The sequence below is a fragment of the Deltaproteobacteria bacterium HGW-Deltaproteobacteria-2 genome, assembly GCA_002840505.1.
GTDB lineage: Bacteria > Desulfobacterota > Syntrophia > Syntrophales > Smithellaceae > Smithella.
Window position 1 is genome coordinate 320,763 of the sequence record PHBC01000001.1, and the last position, 20,217, is coordinate 340,979.

Below are 20,217 nucleotides of genomic sequence, written 5' to 3' on the forward strand. Positions count from 1 at the left end.
ATTTACCAGTTTGAGGCCGTAAATGGAAAAAGATTTCGCCCAGTTGAATTATTACGAAATGCTGGATATTAAAACGAATGCAACAGCTCTGGAAATTCGTGCAGCTTACAATTCCGCATTACAGATGTATCAGTCCAATTCGCTGGTCAGTTATTCCTTTTTTTCGCAGAAAGAAAGGAAAGAAATACTCGCATATCTGGAAAAAGCTTACTTCACACTCATCAATGAAAAAGAAAGAGAACTCTACGATAATGAACTTATCAAGGCCGGGATTATAACTCCGACGGAAAGAGGCCCGGCAGCTAAAGGACCTGTCAGTATTTTCGATTTTAACCGGCAGAAGGATACCTCCGGTACTCTGAAAACTCATACTTCTGAATTAAAAGCAAAAATTTCCCAAAATCAACGCATCAGAGAAATCATTTCCCGGCAGGAAATCAGAGGCTCTGATCTTAAGGAAATACGAAGCGAACTGGGCATCGCCGTTGAAACAATTCATCAGCAAACAAAAATCCGCCTCGATTATCTGCACTGGATCGAGGATGATAAAATAGAAAAATTGCCTGCCGCTGTTTTTCTCAAAGGTTTCATTAAATCCTATTTAAAATGCCTCTGTATAGAGCCGGCAGATGAGATTAGCGCCCGTTACGTGAATTTTCTGGAGCGCAAAAATTAGCTTGACAGGCTACGCCTTTGATGTGCATTATTTAACAGTAATAATCAATTAAAAATGTTTTTAAATGCGGATTTTTATTTCTTATTTTTTCAGCATCTTTGGAAAATAGACGTTTCAACATACAATAACATAAGATGATTTTAAGGAGCATTAATGAAAAAATTATCAGCATACTTATTATTGTTGAGTTTGATTATAATTTTTATATCCGCCTGCTCGTCCGGTAGCGATACACCACCGGTTACGCCATCACCACCTTCTATATTGGGTGCGCAACTGAGAGCCGAAGCCGGAGATCAACAAGTCACTCTTTCCTGGCCGATGGTAGTGGGCGCCGATACTTACAATGTTTACTACAAAGCTTCCGGCATACCAACGAAAACCTCTTACGACCAGAAGTTTACCGGACTAACGAGTGCGCCTTATATAGTAACAAGCCTCACTAACGAAACAACGTACTATTTCGCATTTACTGCCGTAAATACCTCCACAGGTGAAAGTGCTTTGTCAGAGATAATTCCGGCGACACCGCAGGGAACACCCATTCCGCCTGCATTTCCTAAAAATGTCCGCGCCAATGCGGGAAACACAACCATCACCGTCACCTGGACTACCGTAACGGACGCCGAAGTTTACAACTTATATCAATACTCGAATTTAAATGACTTAATTCTTGCTGCTGAAATTAAAAGTACCGACAGCAATTGCTCCACCAGCCAATGCTCATTTACAGCGACCGGTCTTGAAAACGGAAAGACTTATTTCTTTTATTTAACGGCGGAAAATAATACGAGCGGCAAGTCAGATGAAGTTTGGGCAAAACCAAGCGCAGGTTCGCCCACGTCCGGCATACAGTCAACATCATTAGATATAACAGCGCCACAAAATGTAAGCGCAGCAGCAGGAGACGCTATGTTGACGCTCACATGGGATCCACCCTCGGGCGGAGCAACCCCCAACACTTTTTACAATGTCTATTATGATACGCATTACCCTATTACACCTACCGCAGATAACAAAGTCCCCCAACGTACGAGCCCATGGCCTTTTAACGGACTGACAAATGGAGATACTTACTACCTCTATGTAACGGCCGTTCTGGCCAGCGGTCCCTCCTTCGCAGCTTATGCTACGCCGAGCGCAACCCCGCCGCCTTTTGCTCCCGTCATCACTAGCGTAGTTGCAGGAGATGGTTATGTGGATCTATACTGGAACGCACCGGTTACATCTACCGGCAGCGTTACCTATAACATTTATTATGGAACAACGATGGGGATCACAAAAGAAAACGGTGTATCACCTTCATCGGCTCGCGGAGTGACAGGTAACTCGGGTCGAATGGCAAGCCTCACTAACGACGTTAAATACTACTTTGTTATAACGGCAGTGGATGACAACGGTGAAGGTGCTGAATCAAACGAAGTGTGGGCAATACCTTCAGCATCTTCCCCCTCTAGTGGTATTGAAGGTACCAATTTAAAAAATGGTTCAGTGGTCATTTATGCCCTTTAGCATGATTAATAACTAATATGATTAAAGAAGAAAAAGGGGCTTAAACGCCCCTTTTTCTTTTAGGAAAAATTTTATTAACACCCATAACTTATTGAATCAAATTCAAATTCATGTTAAACTTTACAAGTGTTTCAGTAATGGCTTCATAATTTTGTCATTTCGAGCATAGCGAGAAATCTTAGTAATTTTAAAATGTTGAAAGATATCTCCCTTCGGTCGATATGACAAAGCATTCATGAAATACTCCACTAGTGTAATTTAATGGTCAGCGGAGTTAAAAATAAATGAGTGTTTTCGAATATGTAGCGCTGGATGAGAAGGGTCGGCAACGCAAAGGTTTTATTGACGCGCCGGGTGTGACCGCGGCACGACAGAAACTGCGCGAAGAAAACGTTTATCCCGTCGAAATCAATCAGGCAGAGAACAAAAAAGAAAACGCATTATCGGAAATTTTAAAGTTCAACATCTGGCAACGGGTTTCCGCCGGCGACGTTTCCATATTCACCCGTCAGTTATCAACTCTATTAGGCGCCGGGATGCCGCTGGTGCCTTCTCTCACGATCCTGATGAAACAGACCAATAATCCTCTTTTAAAAAAATCACTGGCGCAAATCCGCGAACAGGTTAATGAAGGCAAAAGCCTGACTGAGGGCATGTCCAACTTCCCTCAAATTTTCCCGCCTTTTTACTTAAATATGGTCAGGGCCGGAGAAGCATCGGGAACCATCAATCTGGTTCTGGAGCGCCTTGCCGACTTCTCGGAGAATCAGCAGGCATTGATGAGCAAGATCCGCTCTGCCCTTGCCTATCCTTTTATTATGTTTTTTATCGGAAGCGCCGTTATTTTGCTGTTGATGACTTTTGTCGTACCCCAAATTACCGGCATTTTCACCGATATGCACCAAGCCCTGCCGCTGATTACAATTATTTTAATTGCTGTCAGTAATTTTTTGAAATCTTTTTGGTGGCTTATTTTGATAATTCTCGCCGTCTCGATAGCCGCTTTCAGATACACGACAAACGGTACGGAAAAAGGCAAGCGCCTGTGGGATAATGTTAAACTGAAAGCTCCGGTATTTGGCCAGATCAATCGAAAAATCGCAATTGCCCGTTTTTCCCGCACACTGGCCACTTTGCTGCAAAGCGGCGTTCCGCTTCTTCAGGCCATGGAAATAGTCCGCAACGTCGTTAATAATATTATTATCGGCGAGGCAATCCGTAAAGCCGGCAAAGACGTAGAGGAAGGCAAAGAGCTCTCCTCTCCCCTGACGCAAAGCGGCATATTCCCTCCCATGGTGACTGAAATGATTGCCGTCGGAGAACAAAGTGGCACGCTGGAGGCAATGCTCAACCGTATTGCCACGACTTATGAAACAGAAGCTCAGGCAGATATAATGGTTATGACTTCTCTTTTGGAACCGTTAATGATACTGGTAATGGGGTTTATTGTCGGATTTATTGTTGTTTCCATTTTGTTGCCGATATTTGAAATGAACCAGTTGGTTCGATGAAGACTTTGTAAAACACCCTATATGTTTTACGTGTCCCCCGCTGGCGGGGGATAAAGGGGGTGGAAGAGTGAAAAGCAGAGGATTAGAGGATTGGATATCCACCTCCGTCACCAGGGTGACACCTCCGCCAGCGGAGGACAGAAAATAACAAAAGAAACAGGGGTTGGTTATGAAAAAAAACAGGCAAAAGAAAAACGGACAGGCTGGTTTTACCTTAATAGAATTGATGGTGGTTATTATCATTTTAGGAGTACTTGCCGGTCTTATTATTCCCCGCGTCATGGGACGCCCCGACGAGGCAAGGCAGTCTAAAGCTAAAATTCAAATGGAGGCCATGGAATCAGCGCTGAAACTTTATAAGCTCGATAACGGCAGTTATCCCACAACCGAACAGGGTTTGCGCGCTTTGGTGGAAGCACCTACCGTAGGCAACGTTCCTAAAAACTGGCGCCAGGGCGGCTATCTGGAAAAAGGCAAAGTGCCCAAAGACCCCTGGGGAAATGAATTTATTTATATAAGTCCCGGCAGCCACAGCGATTTCGACTTAACTTGTCTTGGCGCCGATGGGGAACCCGACGGTGAAGGTGTTAATAAAGACATCAATAATTGGGAAATTGAATAAACAAGCCGCCATAAAGCGCTGCAAGACAGACCATTTTGCGTGTCCTGTTGAGCCCTCGCGCCATTTCTTGTCACCTTGCGTCACCTTCATCAGGTGGCCAAGTGGTCAGACAGGCAGGACATCAGGATGTTTTGCGGTATCTCCTGGTTTCACACTTGTAGAGTTGTTAGTCGTTATTATCCTTGCAGGAGTGATTGTGGCACTAGCCGTTCCCTCTACAAGGGATGTTCTAACCGGTGACAGCCTGAAAAAGGCTTCGCGTCAGTTCATCGGCATGGAAAGAAAACTACGCGGAGACGCTGTACGCGATCAAATAGACTACATTCTCTGCATAGATTTACCAAAGGCCGCCTACTGGGTTGTTACTTCCGACATGACCACGGAAAAACAAGATGAAATAAAAAAGAACCCGAAACATTTGCCGGCGGATGTGGTCATTGCCGATATAGTTGACGAAAGCAACAAAAAGAAATCCGACGGTGAAGCAAGAATTGTTTTCAGAAAAAATAATATCTGTTCTCCGGCCTTAATTCATCTGTCCTATGAAGAAGATTCTATGACAATAGTAATAAATCCTTTCCTTGGTGTAACGGATACTTATGACAGATATGTCGATGTCTCCGTAAACGATTCGGGAATATCTCATTCCATATAGATAAAGGATGGCGGCATGACGCAAAACAAAGCAAGCGGTTTCACGCTCATGGAAGTTATGATCGCCATGGCCATTCTAGCCATCGCCCTGGTGGCTATTTTTCAACTGCAATCGCAGAGTATTTCCATGTCCACCGATTCACGTTTTATGACCACAGCAGCCCTGCTGGCTCAGAGCAAAATGGTAGAGGCTGAAGCTGATTCTACGTTGGATAACCATAGCGAAGACGGAGATTTTGGCCCCGACTATCCTCAATATATCTGGCATATGGCAGTTGGTGATACCCAACTGTCACAGTTTAAAAAAATAGAGGTTACTGTAATCAATAAATTATTTGTCAATCGCGGGACATACACCCTTGTTCTCTATAAGACACAAGGAATGTAATTTATGACCAGACGAATCACAACAAAAATTACTTATACAGAAAATGTTTGCGGCTCAGATTGTATGTGTCGGGTAGATGCTTGTCCGGCGCAAGAGACTGTGATGCAATTCATATTTATGTCATTTCGATGCGAAGCGAGAAATCTTGTTTTTAACAAATTCAGGGCTTTAAGATTCCTCATATGCGTTCGGAATGACAGCTTTCACTATCGCAACACAGTCTCGAATGCCGGGAGCGTTCGCGTGCCCTTCAGGTTTTTTCAACAGCCCCGCGGGTTTACGCTGGTTGAGATATTAATTGCCATCTTTATTCTGGGATTGGTTATGTCCACTGTTTATGTTTCCTACAGCGGCATTTTGAAAACTTCGCATCAGATGGAGGAAGAAAGCAACATTTACAAGATGGCCCGTACATCCATGGACAGGATGATTAAAGATTTATCGTCTCTACAAACCAACTCCGGCTCTCTTGACTTTCGCGCTGAGAAAAAAACATTAAGCAACCGGGAATTTTATTCTCTTTCATTCTGGTCGGCTTCTCATCTGGCTTTCGGTGAAAATGAAGGTACAGGACGTCCGGCAACAATCAGCTACTATGTGCAGGAGGATGAAGGAGGAGAAAGCTTTTCGTTGTGGAGATCAGATATCGCCGGCACCAAGCCGGACAAAGAAAAAAACTTAAGCGGCGGATTTGTGATTTGTCAAAACATCGATTCCTGGAAATTAAGATTTTACGACTCCACAGGCAAGGAATTGGAATCGTGGGATTCTTCATCTTTGAACGAGCAAAAAGACAAGGCCCCGGCAGCTGTAAAAATAGAACTGGCCCTGGTCAATTTAAATGACAAGGCAAAACCGTACAAATTCATGACTAAGGTATTTTTACCGGTAAAGAAATAAACGTAATGAAAAAACTATTTCACAACAATCGGGGCATCGCGCTGATCACGGTAATATTGATCGTCGGTATTTTAGTGGCAATTGTCATCGAATTGAACAGATCGTCTCGTGCCGAGATTTATGACGCGGCCAACATCAGCGATGGAATCAAATTAACTTATATTGCCAAGTCCGGATTTTACGGAGCAGCCGCATTGCTGACCAATTCTAAAAACGATTACGATACATTGCGTGACGATTGGGCAAAGGCAGAGCTTTTATCCGAAAAGTCCGTATCTCTTTTTACTGACGGTTATTTTATTACAGCGGTTGAAGATGAAGCCGGTAAAATCCCTCTCAATAAACTGATAAGCGTAAATGAATATAAAGATATATTGATTAGATTGCTTTGTCTGCCGGAATTCGGACTGGACGAAAGAAAGGCGAATGAAATTGTCGATTCCATCAAAGATTGGATCGATGATGATGAAAATGTTCCCGGCGCCGGAGCAGAAACTTCTTATTACGTTTCTTTAGATCCGCCTTATGAAGCAAAAAACGCTCAGTTGGATTGCATTGAAGAATTGCTTATGATAAAGGGTATAACCAAAGAAATTTTTTACGGAACAAAAGAAAAACCGGGGCTTAAAGGATACATTACCGTAGACAGCGATGGGTTAATAAATATCAATACGGCGCCCCGAATGGTACTGCGCGCACTTTCTGACGATATCACGGCAGAACTGGCTGACTCAATGGATGAATACCGCAGGAAAGAAGGCAATGATTTAGCAAGCCCGCAGTGGTATAAACAAGTTTCCGGTATGGCGGGCGTGACAATCAAGGCCGAACTGATTACGGTAAAAAGCAATTATTTTAAAATTATCTCCACAGGAAAAATGAAGAATATGGCGCAAAGCTTAAGCGGTGTGGTAAAAAGAACACAGCAAAAATCCTTCCAGATAATCAAGTGGAGGCAGGATTAATGCCGCAGACAGTATTAGGGCTGGACATCGGCCAAAGCACCATCAAGGCAGTTGTGTTCGCAAAAAAAGGTTCAACCGGCGGCCGTATTCTTGCCTTTGAGACTTTGGATATAAACGCCTGCGGCGGAATTGAACCGGCATTAAAGAAACTGGCGGAAAACAAAAGTTTTTCTAAAATTCCCTGCTGCATTTGCCTGCCGCTTGCCGATGTAATGTTCAGGCAAGTCAACCTGCCTTTTCACGATGATAATAAAATCAGAAAAACATTAGCTTTTGAGTTGGAACCGCTTATCCCTCTTCCCATAGACGAAGTAGTTACCGATTATTTAACGATTCCTAATGACGGACTTTTTGTGGCCGCGCTCGCCAAAAAAAGTGTCCGCGATTGGGTAGGAATAGTGGAAGAAAATCTGGGAAGCGTATCCATCATCGATATTTCTTCTACCGCTCTGGCGGCACAAGTACTAACCGATAGAATACCCTCCTCATCCGGAGTCATTCTGGATATCGGAGCTGTTTCAACCGCAGCGGTCTTTTATGAAAATGGCGTAATTGTCCAAATTCGTTCTCTGGCTTTCGGTGGTAATCAAATAACTCAGGCATTAACCCGTGACATGTCTGTGGGAAAAGATGAAGCCGAACAATTGAAAATCAAGGCAAATTACCCTGCCGGAAGCGACAATGTTGACTCCGTGTGTCTTCATTTCTGTTCAGAGTTGAAAAACACTATCGAGTATATGAAATTAAACGGAGCCCTGCAAAATGATCCTGCTCATATTACTATAACCGGCGGATGTGTTTTATTCGTCCCGCTTCAGAAACAACTGGAAAAATATTTTTCGCTTCAACCGGAAGTTCTTGATCTTATCCGGTTAAAGCAACTGGAAATTGAGAAAAATATTGAACATAAGTACTCTCCGCAAATAATGAATACGGCTTGCGCCGCGGCAATGAGAGCTTTTGCCGGCCGAAAATCTTTTAATTTCCGGCAGGGAGAGTTCACCGCAAAAAACGCCGGTTTGAACATTAAAGAACAATTAAAATGGGTAGCGGTAGTTGCCGGAATAATTTTCTTCATGGCAGCCGTTAATCAATTTCTTGATTATAGATTAAAAACTCAGCGCCTTGCCGACATAAAAAAACAAATTTCTTTTATTTTTAAGAAAAATTTCCCCGAAGCTCCGGTAATGATTGACCCTGTGCAACAACTCCAGACAAAACTCGCTGAAAATAAAAATACTTTTGGTTTTTTCGAAGGCACACAAAATATACCGGTAGTTGATTTATTAAAAGAAATCTCGGATTTAATTTCGACTTCCCATGATATAGTAATTAACAATTTCCATTACGAAAATATTGTTGTTTCCATTAAAGCTCAGGCTAAGAACATCGATGATGTTTCCGCGGTAAAAAATGAGCTTCTGCAATCCAAACATTTTAAGGACGTGGCCATAGGTTCGACGAGCCTCGCCAAAGATGGCGGTAAAGTTGATTTTGACTTAAGGATTGAACTTAAATGATCAAAACGTTCTGGGATAAATTAGATAAAAAGCAGCGATACCTTGTCGTGGGCACGGTAGTCTTTGTTTTGATTGCTTTACTTCTGGAAATTGTCATTTTCCCTTTCCATGAAGCAAAGGAAAAACTGACAAAGGCAACACAGGTCAATCAAAGAAAACTGACCGAAATTAGTAAACTCGACAAAGAGTTCTCGCTGCAGGAAGCAAGAATGGCCGAAATAAAAAGAGCCGTGTCTGTACGGAACGTTGATTTTACTTTATTTTCCTACCTGGAAAAAAAGGCAATACAGGCCAATGTTAAAAGAAACATCAAATACATGAACTCTTCCCGCGGAACTCAATCAGCTTCTTTTGAGGAATCACTAATCGACATGAAATTAGATAAAATCACAATAAAACAACTCACCGACTTTTTATATTTTGCCGAATCGCCGGCAGATTTAGTTAAAATTAAGAAGATTATCATCAACAAAATGAAAGAAAGTCCGGAATACTTAAGCGCACAGTTACAAATATCTTCTTTTCAAAAACTAAATCAAAGGTAGAGGAATAAATAGCAAGATGAGCATTCTGAATAAAAAATTCTTATGGTTTACGCTCTATGGAATATTTATTACCTTAGTATTTTTATATCTGCTTTTCCCCTCTGATCTTGTCAAGAGCAGACTGGAAAACGCCGTCAATTCGCCGGATTTTATTCTTAAAATGGAATCGCTGCGGCCATCTCTGCCTTTGGGGTTAAAGCTTAAAAATATATCTGTAAGCTCGGCTTCTCCGTTAAGTATTTCCTTTCAGGGCGATTTACTCGATTTGCAGTTTCGGCCATGGAACTTTTTTCAAAAACATACATACCTTGGATTGAGCGGTAAAACTTATGGCGGCAATTTTGATGGGCATGTTGATCTGACTTCTCTGTCGAAAATATATCCGCCGATTGAAGGAAAGCTTAATTTCAAAAACATCGATCTGGCCAGATGCAATTTGATCAAAAATTTTTTGAAAAAAGAAATTGCAGGAAAAGCAAGCGGCGTCTGGACGTATATTTCTAATGGCAAAGTTGGAGAAAATTCTTACGGAACAATCGCTCTTTCTTTAACCCGGGGAGTTTATCCTTTAGTTGAACCGTTTCTGGGGCTAAATCGAATTGAATTTGATCACTGTGAAATACAAGGTCAGTTGAAAAATGGAATTCTAAAGATTGAAAAATTGCAAACATCCGGTCCTCAAATAAATTGTTTACTCAAAGGTGAAATAACTCTCGCTGATGATTATAAAAACAGTCAGCTTAACTTAAGCGGCACGATGGAAATATCAGGGAAGAACAAAGTTAAAATGAATGTTACTATTGGCGGAACATTGGCCAACCCGATATCCCGCTATATTTAATGAAGGCAGTGCTGGTAAAAAGTATGTGGTCTAAAATAACACAAGTTGTAAAAGAATGGTTTAACCGGACGAGAAATATTAATGCCATTCCGGCAATTGATATTACCCTGCTGCGACCATTGCTGCTTTTGCTGGCAATCACAGTGTTGTCTTATGAAGCAGTCGATTTTTTTTACAAAATCATCAGCTTTCCTTTGACGAAACAGACTGCTGCCGTTAAAAATAACGGTAGCGTACTTGCCGTTACAGACAATACCAGGCGTAATCAACTTCTGGATTACGGAATCATTACTGAACGTAATCTCTTTCTTTCGACTTTGAAAACCATCGGAGATAAACAACTGGATGGCGGACTTTTCGACTCCGATCAGAAAAATATGGATTTTGATCTGAAAGGGACTGTCGCCTATAATTCTTCTTTTGGCTTTATCGTCATCGAGGAACGCGGCAATCACAAACAGAAATTATACCGGATGGGAGACAAGATCGGCGCGGCCAAACTGATTAAAATAACGCGTAATACGGCAACATTAAAAAGCGGAGAACAGGAAATAACATTAAAAATAAAAGCGACGATGGAAGGTCCCCTGCTTCCCCATTCACCGGCTTCAGGAAAGTATCCGGCTCCTCCCAGAAGTTTAAATTTGAGCAAAAAAGCAGTAAATGAAAATTTAAGTGATTTAAAATCAATAATGAGTCAGGCGGTTGTGCGTCCTTTTTTAAACGAAGGCGTACAGAACGGATATATTATTTCCAATATTGCTCCCAATAGCCTTTACGAAAAGATGGGGTTGCAAAATGGTGATATAATAAACGATATAAATAATAAACCCATGCAAAGCGCCGATAACCTGCTGCAAATGGTAAATTTAATGCAGTCAGGCAGCAGTATTACTTTGAACGTTAAGAGAAACGGTAAAATCGAAACTATCAATTATTCTTTTTACTGATCAGGCAAGGAAATATATTCATTATGTATGCTGCTTATTTTGGTTTAAAAGAAAATCCCTTCAGCTTGTCGCCGGATGCGCGTTATTTGTTTTTGAGCGAACAACATCGTGACGCGTTAAATTGCCTTATTTACGGAATTAAAGAAAAAAAAGGGTTCGTTTTAATTTCCGGCGACATCGGCACCGGAAAAACTACAATTTGCCGCAGTTTGATCAATTCGCTGGATGATTCAGTGGAAACAGCGCTGATTTTTAATACAGCCATTTCCGACCTGGAATTATTAGAAACGGTGCTTGTTGAATATGGCATCGATTTCCAAGGTGAATCAAAGACTAAGAAAAATTATATTGACGCTTTAAATGACTTTTTACTGAAGAATTTTTCTGCCGGGAAAACAGCGGTTCTTTTGATTGATGAAGCGCAGAATCTCTCGCATGGCGTTCTGGAACAAATTCGAATGCTTTCGAATCTGGAAACCGAAACGGAAAAGCTCATTCAGATAATCTTAATCGGTCAGCCGGAGTTGAATAATACCTTAATGCTACCGGCCTTGCGGCAGTTAAATGAAAGAATCACCGTAAGATACGACTTGAAGCCTTTATCGCCGAAGGAAGTGCGCGAATATATACAACATCGTCTGACAATCGCACAGGGACCCGGCTCGCTTAAATTTACCAACGGAGCTTTTAATCTCATTTGTAATTTAACCGAAGGCATACCCCGCCGTATTAACGCTCTTTGCGACAGATCTTTATTGATTGCCTACACAAAAAATATAAGTAAAATCACTCGCAGGATAGTGAATTCAGCGGCTCACGATATTGGCATTAATTATTTCCAAAAAACTTTAAGCAGTGGCCGGAAAATATGGGTGCGCCTGACAACCTGAAATACTGTTGGAAGTCCTTGACCAAAGGAGTATTATGAGTTACATAAATGAGGCCTTACGCAAGGTGCAAAAAGAGAAAGAATCAGGCTATGTAGCCTATAAAAGCATAGTTTCAGCTCCCGGGAAAGAACTTAATCGGCCGTCAAAATGGTCCTCCATAATCGGTTTATTGACAGTTTTATTTTTCGCTACGGGAATTATAGTTTTGATATACTGGTTGGAATATAAAAAGATGCCGGCAAAAGCACCCCAACAATCGGCACCTTTAGCTATCGTTATCCCGGCAGAGCCACAGCCGGTTAATGAAATGCCTGCGGAAAGCACCAGGGTGCCCGTGTTAAAAACAAAAAAAGCTCCTCCGGAAATTAAAGTTGAACCGGAAAAAGTTGATGCGAAGACACTTTACGCTCAGGCTCTTAAAAAGCAAAAAGAAGGTAATTTAGTGAAAGCAAGGAATCTGTATAGAAAAGTCCTGAAAATTGATCCTCAAAACATACAGGCGTTAAATAATCTGGGCGTAATTCACATGAAAAATAAAGACTACAAAAAGGCAATTATGCGGTTTAATGACGCGATTAATATAAAACATGATTACACTGACGCTCATTATAATCTGGCCTGTCTCTACGCGCAAAAGGATGATGTGCCCCAGAGCTTGTTTTATCTGAAGAATGCTGTCCGGTTCAACCCGGAAGTAAGAAAATGGGCGGGAAATGACGGCGACTTGCGAGTTATGGCGGATTTACCTGAATTTAAAAAATTACTGGAGAAAAAATAGAATCAAGATGAGAACTTCGCATTCTTTTATTTTAAAGCCATGTTTGTTTTCATGCGGTATCATCGCGCTGATAATTTTGCTGAGTGTTGGAGGACCGGCATTTGCGGCCCGTATTGCCGGAGCCGACGAAAATGTCAATACATCAACCGCGCCGGTGGATACCATTAAGAAAACTGTTGACTTGCCATCGGCACCGCCTGCTACAATAAAACAGACTATTCCTTCCGCCCAGCAGACAACAGACATTAAAACCGACGATTTGAAACAAAATCTTCAGGACACAAAAGAAGAAAAAGAGCCGTTCTCTTACACGAAAAAAGAAGTCACTAAAAAATATGTAACCATTGATTTCGATAATGTCGATATCGGTGTATTAGTAAAGTTTGTCAGCGAACTTACGGGGAAAAATTTCATCATTGATGATAAGGTCAAGGGTAAAGTCACCATTATATCTCCTAAAAAAATTCCCTTGGAAGATGTCTACAAAGTATTTCTGTCTGTTCTGGAAGTGAACGGATTTACTGTAGTCCCCGCAGGGAACATGACAAAGATCATTCCCTCTGTTTCAGCGCGTGAAAAGAGCTTGGAAACAAGGTTCAAAAAAGACCTTACCGAACCGGATGACCGCATGGTCACGCAGGTAGTTTCACTGGAACGCGCCAACCCCGATGAAATAAAACGTGTATTGGATCCGATCATTTCCAAGTCCAGTTCAGTGCTTTCTTATCCGCCCGCGGGCATTCTGGTTATCACCGATTATCTTTCCAATATCAAACGCCTTCAGGAAATAATCACAGCTCTGGACGTTGAAGGAGCAGGCGATCAGATATCTTATATTCCGCTGACCAACGCTTCTGCCTCGGAAGTAGTAAAATCATTGATGACGATTTTTCAACAGCGTCGCCCCAATACAACGGCCATCAGGGTCGTACCGGATTCCCGGACTAATTCAATTATAATTCTGGCGAGCGTCGCAGATACGGAAACTGTGCGCAAACTTGTTGCCCTTATGGATAAAGACGCTCCCCGTGGCGAATCCAATATTCAGGTTTATCGCCTGCAAAACAGCATTGCTGAGGACCTAGCCAAGGTTCTTAACAGTATTATCAAAGATAGCGGCGCGTCTGCCGCTACCGGCGGTACCGCTACCGGTCAAAAAGTGCTTGCCCCGGTGGTTTCAAAAAATGTTCAGGTCGTGCCGGATAAGGCAACCAATACGCTGGTAGTCATGGCTGAAAGAGAAGATTATAAGATTCTTGAAAATATTATCAAACAACTCGATGTGCCGCGTCCCATGGTTTACATTGAGGCCTTGATTATGGAAGTCAACGCCAATAAAGCTTTTAATATTGGTGTGGAATGGCGCGGTCTGAAAGATACAGGAAAAATATCCGGTGTGGATACAGGACAATCGGCGGCCTTTATCGGTTCCGGTGGCGCGGGCACTACCACGAATCCCGGCGCATACAATATCCTTACCGGTTTAACTACAGGAGCTGCGGCTGCTTTTCCGAGCGGGTTTTCCATGGGGATTGTCGGCGCCGGCATTACTATTGGAGGTATCTTATTTCCGAATATCGGGGCTGTCGTTCAAGCATACAAGACTGATTCAGAAGTCTCCATCTTATCCACTCCCCAGATCATGACTCTGGATAACGAGGAAGCGGAAATAAATGTTGGCTCCAATGTGCCCTATATTACCCGTCAGGATTCAACGACAACATCCTCCACTTACCCGGTTAATTACAACACCTATGAATATAAAGATGTCGGTGTGGTCTTGAATATCACACCCCATATAAACGAGGAAAACTTTATTCGCCTGAAAATATCACAGCAGGTAACCAAGGTTACATCCGCCTCCACCTCCGCAACACCGACAACTTTAAAAAGAACAGCAAAAACTACGGTTGTCGTCAAGGATAATGAAACAATCGTTATCGGCGGCCTGGTGGGAGACAGCACACAGGATAATACCTATAAAGTACCGTTGTTGGGCGACATACCTCTTCTGGGCTGGCTTTTTAAGACAAATTCCACTTCCCGGGAAAAAACAAACCTGTATGTCTTTTTGACGCCCCATATCGTCCGCACTCAGAAGGATGCCGCAAGCCTTTATCAGGAAAAAAGAGAAACCATGGGAGAAGTGGTGGAAGGCATTATAAAATTAAATGAAAAGAAACCGGAGACTAAACCTTCCGGCACACCTGCTCCTGCCAAAAACAAAACACCGGCTAAACCTTAAGCTGAAGGCTTTGACCCCTTATGTCTAAAATCCATACAGCCTTAAAAGCATCCGCGGGCACAACATCCGGTTCGTCCACTCCCCGGGATGTTATTTTTTCTTCTCTGGATAAAAAATTGATTGCCGCCGGAGTCAACCCGGATACTCTTGCCGAAGCGCACAGTCTGAAGAAAAATAACGGCACCGTATTCTTTGATCATCTCATCCGGAAAAAAGCCATCGATGAAATCCAATTATTAAAAATAATGGCCGGGCACTTCGGCCTTTCTTTCTGGCCGGAATTACCGATGGAGAGCATTAATATTGATTTTACGCAAAACGTTTCCATTCAATATTTAAAGAAACATAAGATTGTGCCGCTCATCACCTCTTCGGATTCGGCAATCGCCGTAAACGATCCTACAAATTTCCAGCCCATTGATGATTTAAGGCAACTCTTAAAAAGCCCGGATCTGCCGGTTGTCCTTTCCTCACAGGACGCGATCGCCGCTGCAATTAATATGGCTTATGATATGAGCCGCGCTTCAGCTAAAGATTATTTTGAAGAGATGAATGAAGCTTCTACTGATGATCTTATTTCGAAAATTGATGAAACAGCCGATTTACTTGATGAAACCAGTGACGCGCCGATTATTAAGCTGGTCAATTTACTTGTTTCCGGAGCGATCAAAGACCGTGCCAGCGATATTCACGTTGAGCCTTACTCCGGCAACCTTAAAATCCGCTATCGTATTGACGGAATTTTATACGATATTTTAAACTTGCCCAGGCGAATTCAATCTCCGCTTGTTTCCCGCATAAAAATTATGGCTAAACTAAACATCGCGGAAAAACGGCTGCCTCAAGACGGACGTATTGAAATAAAAATAGCCGACCGCCTCGTGGACATCCGAGTATCAGTTATCCCCACAGCTTTCGGAGAAAGAGTCGTGCTGCGCTTACTAGACAAAACCGCCAATATCCTGAGGCTTGCCGATTTAGGCATGCACGATGAACGGATCAAGCTGCTCAATAAATTGATCAAATCTCCCTATGGAATCATTCTGGTAACAGGTCCCACCGGCAGCGGTAAAACAACAACCCTGTACGCGGCTCTTTCCACAATCAATCGCCCGGAAATAAACATTATCACCATTGAAGACCCTATTGAGTATCAGATGGACGGTGTCGGACAAATTCAGGTTAATCCGAAAATCGATCTGACTTTTGCCGCAGGCCTCCGCTCTATTGTCCGCCAGGACCCGGATGTAATTTTGATCGGTGAAATCCGCGATCGTGAAACCGCGGAAATCGCCATTCAATCATCACTGACCGGCCATCTCGTTTTTTCCACACTGCATACCAATGATGCCGCCAGCGCCGTCACTCGATTAATTGATATGGGCATAGAACCTTTCTTAGTTACTTCGTCGATTATCGCGATAATAGCACAACGCCTTGTACGCGTTCTCTGTCCACACTGCAAAGAAGTTTATATGCCGGACGAAGAAACTTTGGCTAACCTTGGACTGGACCGGTCGGTATTGCAGAAAAATACTTTTTACCGGAAAAACGGATGTAACTTGTGTATGCAAACAGGATTCCGGGGACGAACAGCTATTTTTGAGATCATGATCGTTGATGACGAAATCAAAAAACTTGTGTTAAAAACATCCGATGCCAATCAAATTAATGAACTGGCTTTAAAACAGGGAATGATCACCCTGCAGAAAGACGGTATCGACAAAGTACTAAACGGCATAACTACTACGGAAGAAGTGCTGCGTGTAACCAGATCACTTAATCGCTCAGATGATATTGTCCTGGAAGTTTAACTACAGGACACGGAATTGAATGTAAAGAATGTAAATCTATGGCTGATATAAAATCAAAGATGATTGAATTTTATAAAATGAGCGGCAGCGGCAATGATTTCATCATTATTGATAACTGCGATTTGTCTTTGAATGTAGGCGATTTGCCCACGTTTGCCCGCCGCGTTTGTGCGCGCAAAATTTCCGTAGGCGCCGATGGATTATTTCTCATTGAACCTTCCAAGACCGTAGACTTCAAGTGGCAGTTTTTTAACTCGGATGGCTCAGTAGCGGAAATGTGCGGCAACGGCAGCCGTTGTGTGGCGCGCTATGCCTATCTCAAAGGTATAGCCGGAAAGGAAATGTCCTTTGAAACAATCGCCGGTGTTATCAGTGCGGAAGTTAATGATGATATCGTAAAGGTAAAGCTGACTGATCCTTCTGCTGTGGAAGCGGGAATTAAAATAGACGCGGACGGTCAGAAATTTATCCTGGATAGTATTGATACAGGCGTACCTCACGCTGTCGTCTTTGTTGATGATCTGGATAACTGCGACGTATATAATAACGGGCGAAAAATCCGTTATCATAAGAATTTCGCTCCCCGTGGAACAAATGCCGATTTCACCGCTGTTATCAATCAACATAAAATAAAAGTGCGCACATACGAGCGCGGCGTGGAGGATGAGACACTAGCCTGCGGCACAGGAATGGTCGCAGCAGTTCTGACGGCGGCACAAAGAGGCCTTGTGGAATCGCCAACAGACGTTCTGGTAAAAAGTGGTGAAACTCTACGGATTTACTTCACAAAAAAAGATGACCGCTTTGGCGAAATTTATCTTGAAGGTAAAGTAAAAATAGTTTATCACGGATTTCTTTTTGAGGAAGCGTATAAATAAACCGACCTTGCTTCTATCTGTCATTCCGGCGTAGGCCGGAATCCAGTATTATTTGATTCATGTGGAATCATAATCACTTAGCATAGGTAAAATTCGCTTCTAAATTTCTTTATTGGAGGGTTTAACTTGAAAACAGCTGAAAGACTGACAAAGATACCGCCTTATCTTTTTATGGAATTGAGAAAAAAAATCAATAAGGCCAAGGACGACGGGATAGATGTTATTTCCCTGGCTATAGGTGATCCGGTGGAAGCGACACCGGAGTCGATCATTGATGAACTTTGCGCCACATCGAGAGATCCTTTGAATCATCGTTATCCAACGGATGAAGAAAAGGGTATGCTCTCCTTTCGCCGGGAAGTGGCGAAGTGGTATGCAACACGCTACGGCGTTACTCTTAACCCGGAAAATGAAATTCTGGGTCTTATCGGCTCGAAAGAAGGTTGTCATCATTTTATACTGGCCCGTGTCAACCCCGGCGATACAGTTCTAATGACCGATCCCGGTTATCCTGCCTATCGCGCCAGTATCCTGATGGGCGGAGGCGTTCCGTATAATGTTCCCATCCTGCCGCAAAACAACTATCTACCCGTATTCGAAGATATTCCTGTAACTGTCGCTAAAAAAGCAACTGCCATGTTTCTTAATTACCCGAATAATCCGACCGGCGCCTGCGCAACTTTGAAGTTTTTAAATAAACTTGTTGATTTCGCCCGCAATTACGATATTGCCATTTGTTACGATAATCCTTACAGTGAAATAGTTTTTGCCGGTCAGAAGCGCATCAGTTTCCTGATGGCGAAGGGCGCAAAAGATGTCGGCATCGAACTTAACTCTCTTTCCAAACCGTTTAACATGTGCGGTTGGCGGCTGGGCATGGCTTGCGGTAATCAGGAACTCATCGCTGCCATCAGCAAGGTCAAAGAAAACACTGATTCTGGAATTTTTAATGCCGTACAACTTGCCGGCATTCAGGCATTGAGACATGAAACCGGATTTATCGAAGAAATGCTGGCATTGTATGGAAAACGTCGCGAGTTGGTTATCAAAACATTAAAAAAAATCGGCATTGATTTCAATCCGCCAAAAGGAACATTTTATCTGTGGGTGCCGGTGCCCAAAGGAATGACTTCGATAGAGTTTACCAACCGTTTATTTGACAAGACTGCCGTCGTTGTTGCTGCAGGCACTGCTTACGGCAAATACGGCGAAGGCTTTGTGCGTATATCGTTAACGGTACCGGATAATCGGTTACGCGAAGCGATGAAGAGAATAGAAAAGGAATTCAAACAGTAGCTTCGCATTCTTCGTATAACTTTGTTGGCCGCGGCGCAACCATCCTCGACGTATTGTAATATATGCCTGCGGTGCTTGCTTGCTGCCGCCTCGTTCTACTTTGAATACAAAACTACTGGATAGAGAGAAATTGTATATGGAAATTGGTATTCTTGGCCTTCCCCAAAGCGGGAAGAGCACATTGTTTGAAATCATGACCGGCGTGAAAAGTGGCCAGTCGCATAACGAAACGGTTGTACGCGGTCAGGCTTCCGTGCCGGATGAACGCTTTGACAAGCTTGTCGAAATATACAAACCGGTAAAAGTATCTCCGGCCAAAGTCCCCTTTGTTGATGTTCATGCCGTGGGCGAACATCCCTGGGAAGCTATACGCCAGAACTTAAGCGGCACAGACGGTATTCTGCACGTTGTTGACGGTTTTTCTCTCCCTGATGTTCAATTGAGCATCGAAGCTTATCGCAAGCTGGAAGACGAGTTGGTTCTTTCCGATTTGTTAATCATTGAAAAAAAACTGGAGCGCCTGACCAAAACATCCAAGAAAGCGCTCACACCGCAGGATGTGGCGCAAAATGACCTCCTGCCCAAATTAAAAGAATGCCTCGAGGCGGGGAAACCTTTACGCACGGCGGGGCTGACGCCTGCGGAAATTTTTACACTGCGGAGTTTCTCTTTCTGGACTATCAAACCGGAACTTGTTGTTGTCAATGTGGCGGAAGACAACCTTTCGTTTGCCGATAAATTCGCCGCTGAGGCAAAATTAGAAGAGCCCGTCATGGGAATCTGCTGCAAGATTGAAGCGGAAATGGCCGGATTGGATGCTGCCGATCAAAAAGAATTTCTTGATTCGATGGGTATTGCTGAACCGGCATTTGGCCGGATTATCCGCGCGGCCTTTTCTCTTTTAGGGCGCATGTCCTTTTTCACCGTCGGCGAGGACGAAGTCAAGGCCTGGGTTATTCCACTGGAAACCAAGGCACCCAAAGCAGCCGGAGCCATTCACAACGATTTTGAACGAGGCTTTATCAAGGCCGAAGTCATGCACTACGATGATTTCATCGCGCATGGCGGATCTGTAGCTCAAGTTAAATCAGCCGGTCGTCTTCGCCTGGAAGGGAAAGAATATGTTGTGAAGGATGGCGATATTATTACCTTCCGCTTCAATGTTTGATACCGATTCTAAATCAAAGCGTTATTTTTGTTGGTCTCGATTAATCAGGATTGTCGGTTTTCTC

The 20,217-nt window shown here is 43.1% G+C and carries 19 protein-coding genes; all 19 read left to right on the forward strand.

Features of this window, described 5'->3' with window-relative positions; genetic code table 11:
• Positions 1–22 precede the first annotated feature (22 nt).
• The 19 genes from CVU62_01465 to CVU62_01555 all read left to right on the forward strand — a co-directional run bounded on the left by CVU62_01465 (position 23) and on the right by CVU62_01555 (position 20,153).
• The gene (locus tag CVU62_01465) at positions 23–676 is read left to right on the forward strand and encodes a hypothetical protein (GenBank protein ID PKN38895.1); all 654 of its coding nucleotides are present in this window, start codon (positions 23–25) and stop codon (positions 674–676) included.
• Positions 677–829: 153 nt separating this feature from the next.
• Positions 830–2,188 carry a hypothetical protein gene (locus CVU62_01470; GenBank protein ID PKN38896.1) on the forward strand — a complete coding sequence of 453 codons (1,359 nt, stop codon included), beginning with the start codon at positions 830–832 and terminating at the stop codon, positions 2,186–2,188.
• A gap of 284 nt (positions 2,189–2,472) precedes the next feature.
• Complete coding sequence (gene gspF / locus CVU62_01475; protein PKN38897.1) at positions 2,473–3,699, forward strand: type II secretion system protein GspF; 1,227 nt, start codon at positions 2,473–2,475, stop codon at positions 3,697–3,699.
• Positions 3,700–3,868: 169 nt separating this feature from the next.
• The gene (gspG, locus tag CVU62_01480) at positions 3,869–4,321 is read left to right on the forward strand and encodes a type II secretion system protein GspG (GenBank protein ID PKN38898.1); all 453 of its coding nucleotides are present in this window, start codon (positions 3,869–3,871) and stop codon (positions 4,319–4,321) included.
• Positions 4,263–4,976: a hypothetical protein gene (locus CVU62_01485; protein PKN38899.1), complete on the forward strand. Its 714-nt coding sequence runs from the start codon at positions 4,263–4,265 to the stop codon at positions 4,974–4,976. The genes gspG and CVU62_01485 overlap by 59 nt, the downstream gene beginning before the upstream one ends.
• Before the next feature lie 15 nt (positions 4,977–4,991).
• Positions 4,992–5,363: a hypothetical protein gene (locus CVU62_01490; GenBank protein PKN38900.1), complete on the forward strand. Its 372-nt coding sequence runs from the start codon at positions 4,992–4,994 to the stop codon at positions 5,361–5,363.
• A 3-nt stretch (positions 5,364–5,366) separates the two neighbouring features.
• A complete protein-coding gene (locus CVU62_01495) occupies positions 5,367–6,263 on the forward strand; it encodes a hypothetical protein (protein ID PKN38901.1) in 897 nt (298 codons plus the stop codon).
• A gap of 5 nt (positions 6,264–6,268) precedes the next feature.
• Complete coding sequence (locus CVU62_01500) at positions 6,269–7,228, forward strand: hypothetical protein (GenBank protein PKN38902.1); 960 nt, start codon at positions 6,269–6,271, stop codon at positions 7,226–7,228.
• Positions 7,228–8,748 carry a hypothetical protein gene (locus tag CVU62_01505; GenBank protein ID PKN38903.1) on the forward strand — a complete coding sequence of 507 codons (1,521 nt, stop codon included), beginning with the start codon at positions 7,228–7,230 and terminating at the stop codon, positions 8,746–8,748. The genes CVU62_01500 and CVU62_01505 overlap by 1 nt, the downstream gene beginning before the upstream one ends.
• Positions 8,745–9,293, forward strand: coding sequence for a hypothetical protein (locus tag CVU62_01510; protein ID PKN38904.1), 549 nt, complete (start codon positions 8,745–8,747; stop codon positions 9,291–9,293). Before CVU62_01505 ends, CVU62_01510 begins: the two co-directional genes overlap by 4 nt.
• A gap of 16 nt (positions 9,294–9,309) precedes the next feature.
• Positions 9,310–10,134 carry a type II secretion system protein GspN gene (gene gspN, locus CVU62_01515; GenBank protein PKN38905.1) on the forward strand — a complete coding sequence of 275 codons (825 nt, stop codon included), beginning with the start codon at positions 9,310–9,312 and terminating at the stop codon, positions 10,132–10,134.
• Positions 10,134–11,084 (forward strand): hypothetical protein, encoded by a 951-nt coding sequence (locus CVU62_01520; GenBank protein ID PKN38906.1) that lies wholly within the window; start codon positions 10,134–10,136, stop codon positions 11,082–11,084. The genes gspN and CVU62_01520 overlap by 1 nt, the downstream gene beginning before the upstream one ends.
• A gap of 23 nt (positions 11,085–11,107) precedes the next feature.
• Positions 11,108–11,974: an AAA family ATPase gene (locus CVU62_01525; GenBank protein PKN38907.1), complete on the forward strand. Its 867-nt coding sequence runs from the start codon at positions 11,108–11,110 to the stop codon at positions 11,972–11,974.
• 34 nt (positions 11,975–12,008) lie between these two features.
• Positions 12,009–12,752, forward strand: a complete 744-nt coding sequence (locus CVU62_01530) for a hypothetical protein (GenBank protein PKN38908.1) — start codon at positions 12,009–12,011, stop codon at positions 12,750–12,752.
• On the forward strand, positions 12,688–14,997 hold the full coding sequence (gspD, locus tag CVU62_01535) for a type II secretion system protein GspD (protein PKN38909.1): 2,310 nt from the start codon (positions 12,688–12,690) through the stop codon (positions 14,995–14,997). Before CVU62_01530 ends, gspD begins: the two co-directional genes overlap by 65 nt.
• Positions 14,998–15,017: 20 nt before the next feature.
• Complete coding sequence (gene gspE, locus CVU62_01540; GenBank protein ID PKN38910.1) at positions 15,018–16,811, forward strand: type II secretion system protein GspE; 1,794 nt, start codon at positions 15,018–15,020, stop codon at positions 16,809–16,811.
• Positions 16,812–16,870: 59 nt separating this feature from the next.
• Positions 16,871–17,689 carry a diaminopimelate epimerase gene (locus CVU62_01545; protein ID PKN39440.1) on the forward strand — a complete coding sequence of 273 codons (819 nt, stop codon included), beginning with the start codon at positions 16,871–16,873 and terminating at the stop codon, positions 17,687–17,689.
• 126 nt (positions 17,690–17,815) lie between these two features.
• On the forward strand, positions 17,816–18,985 hold the full coding sequence (locus tag CVU62_01550) for an LL-diaminopimelate aminotransferase (protein PKN38911.1): 1,170 nt from the start codon (positions 17,816–17,818) through the stop codon (positions 18,983–18,985).
• A gap of 136 nt (positions 18,986–19,121) precedes the next feature.
• Entirely contained in the window at positions 19,122–20,153 is a 1,032-nt protein-coding gene (locus tag CVU62_01555; GenBank protein ID PKN38912.1) for a redox-regulated ATPase YchF, read from the forward strand.
• Positions 20,154–20,217 lie beyond the last annotated feature (64 nt).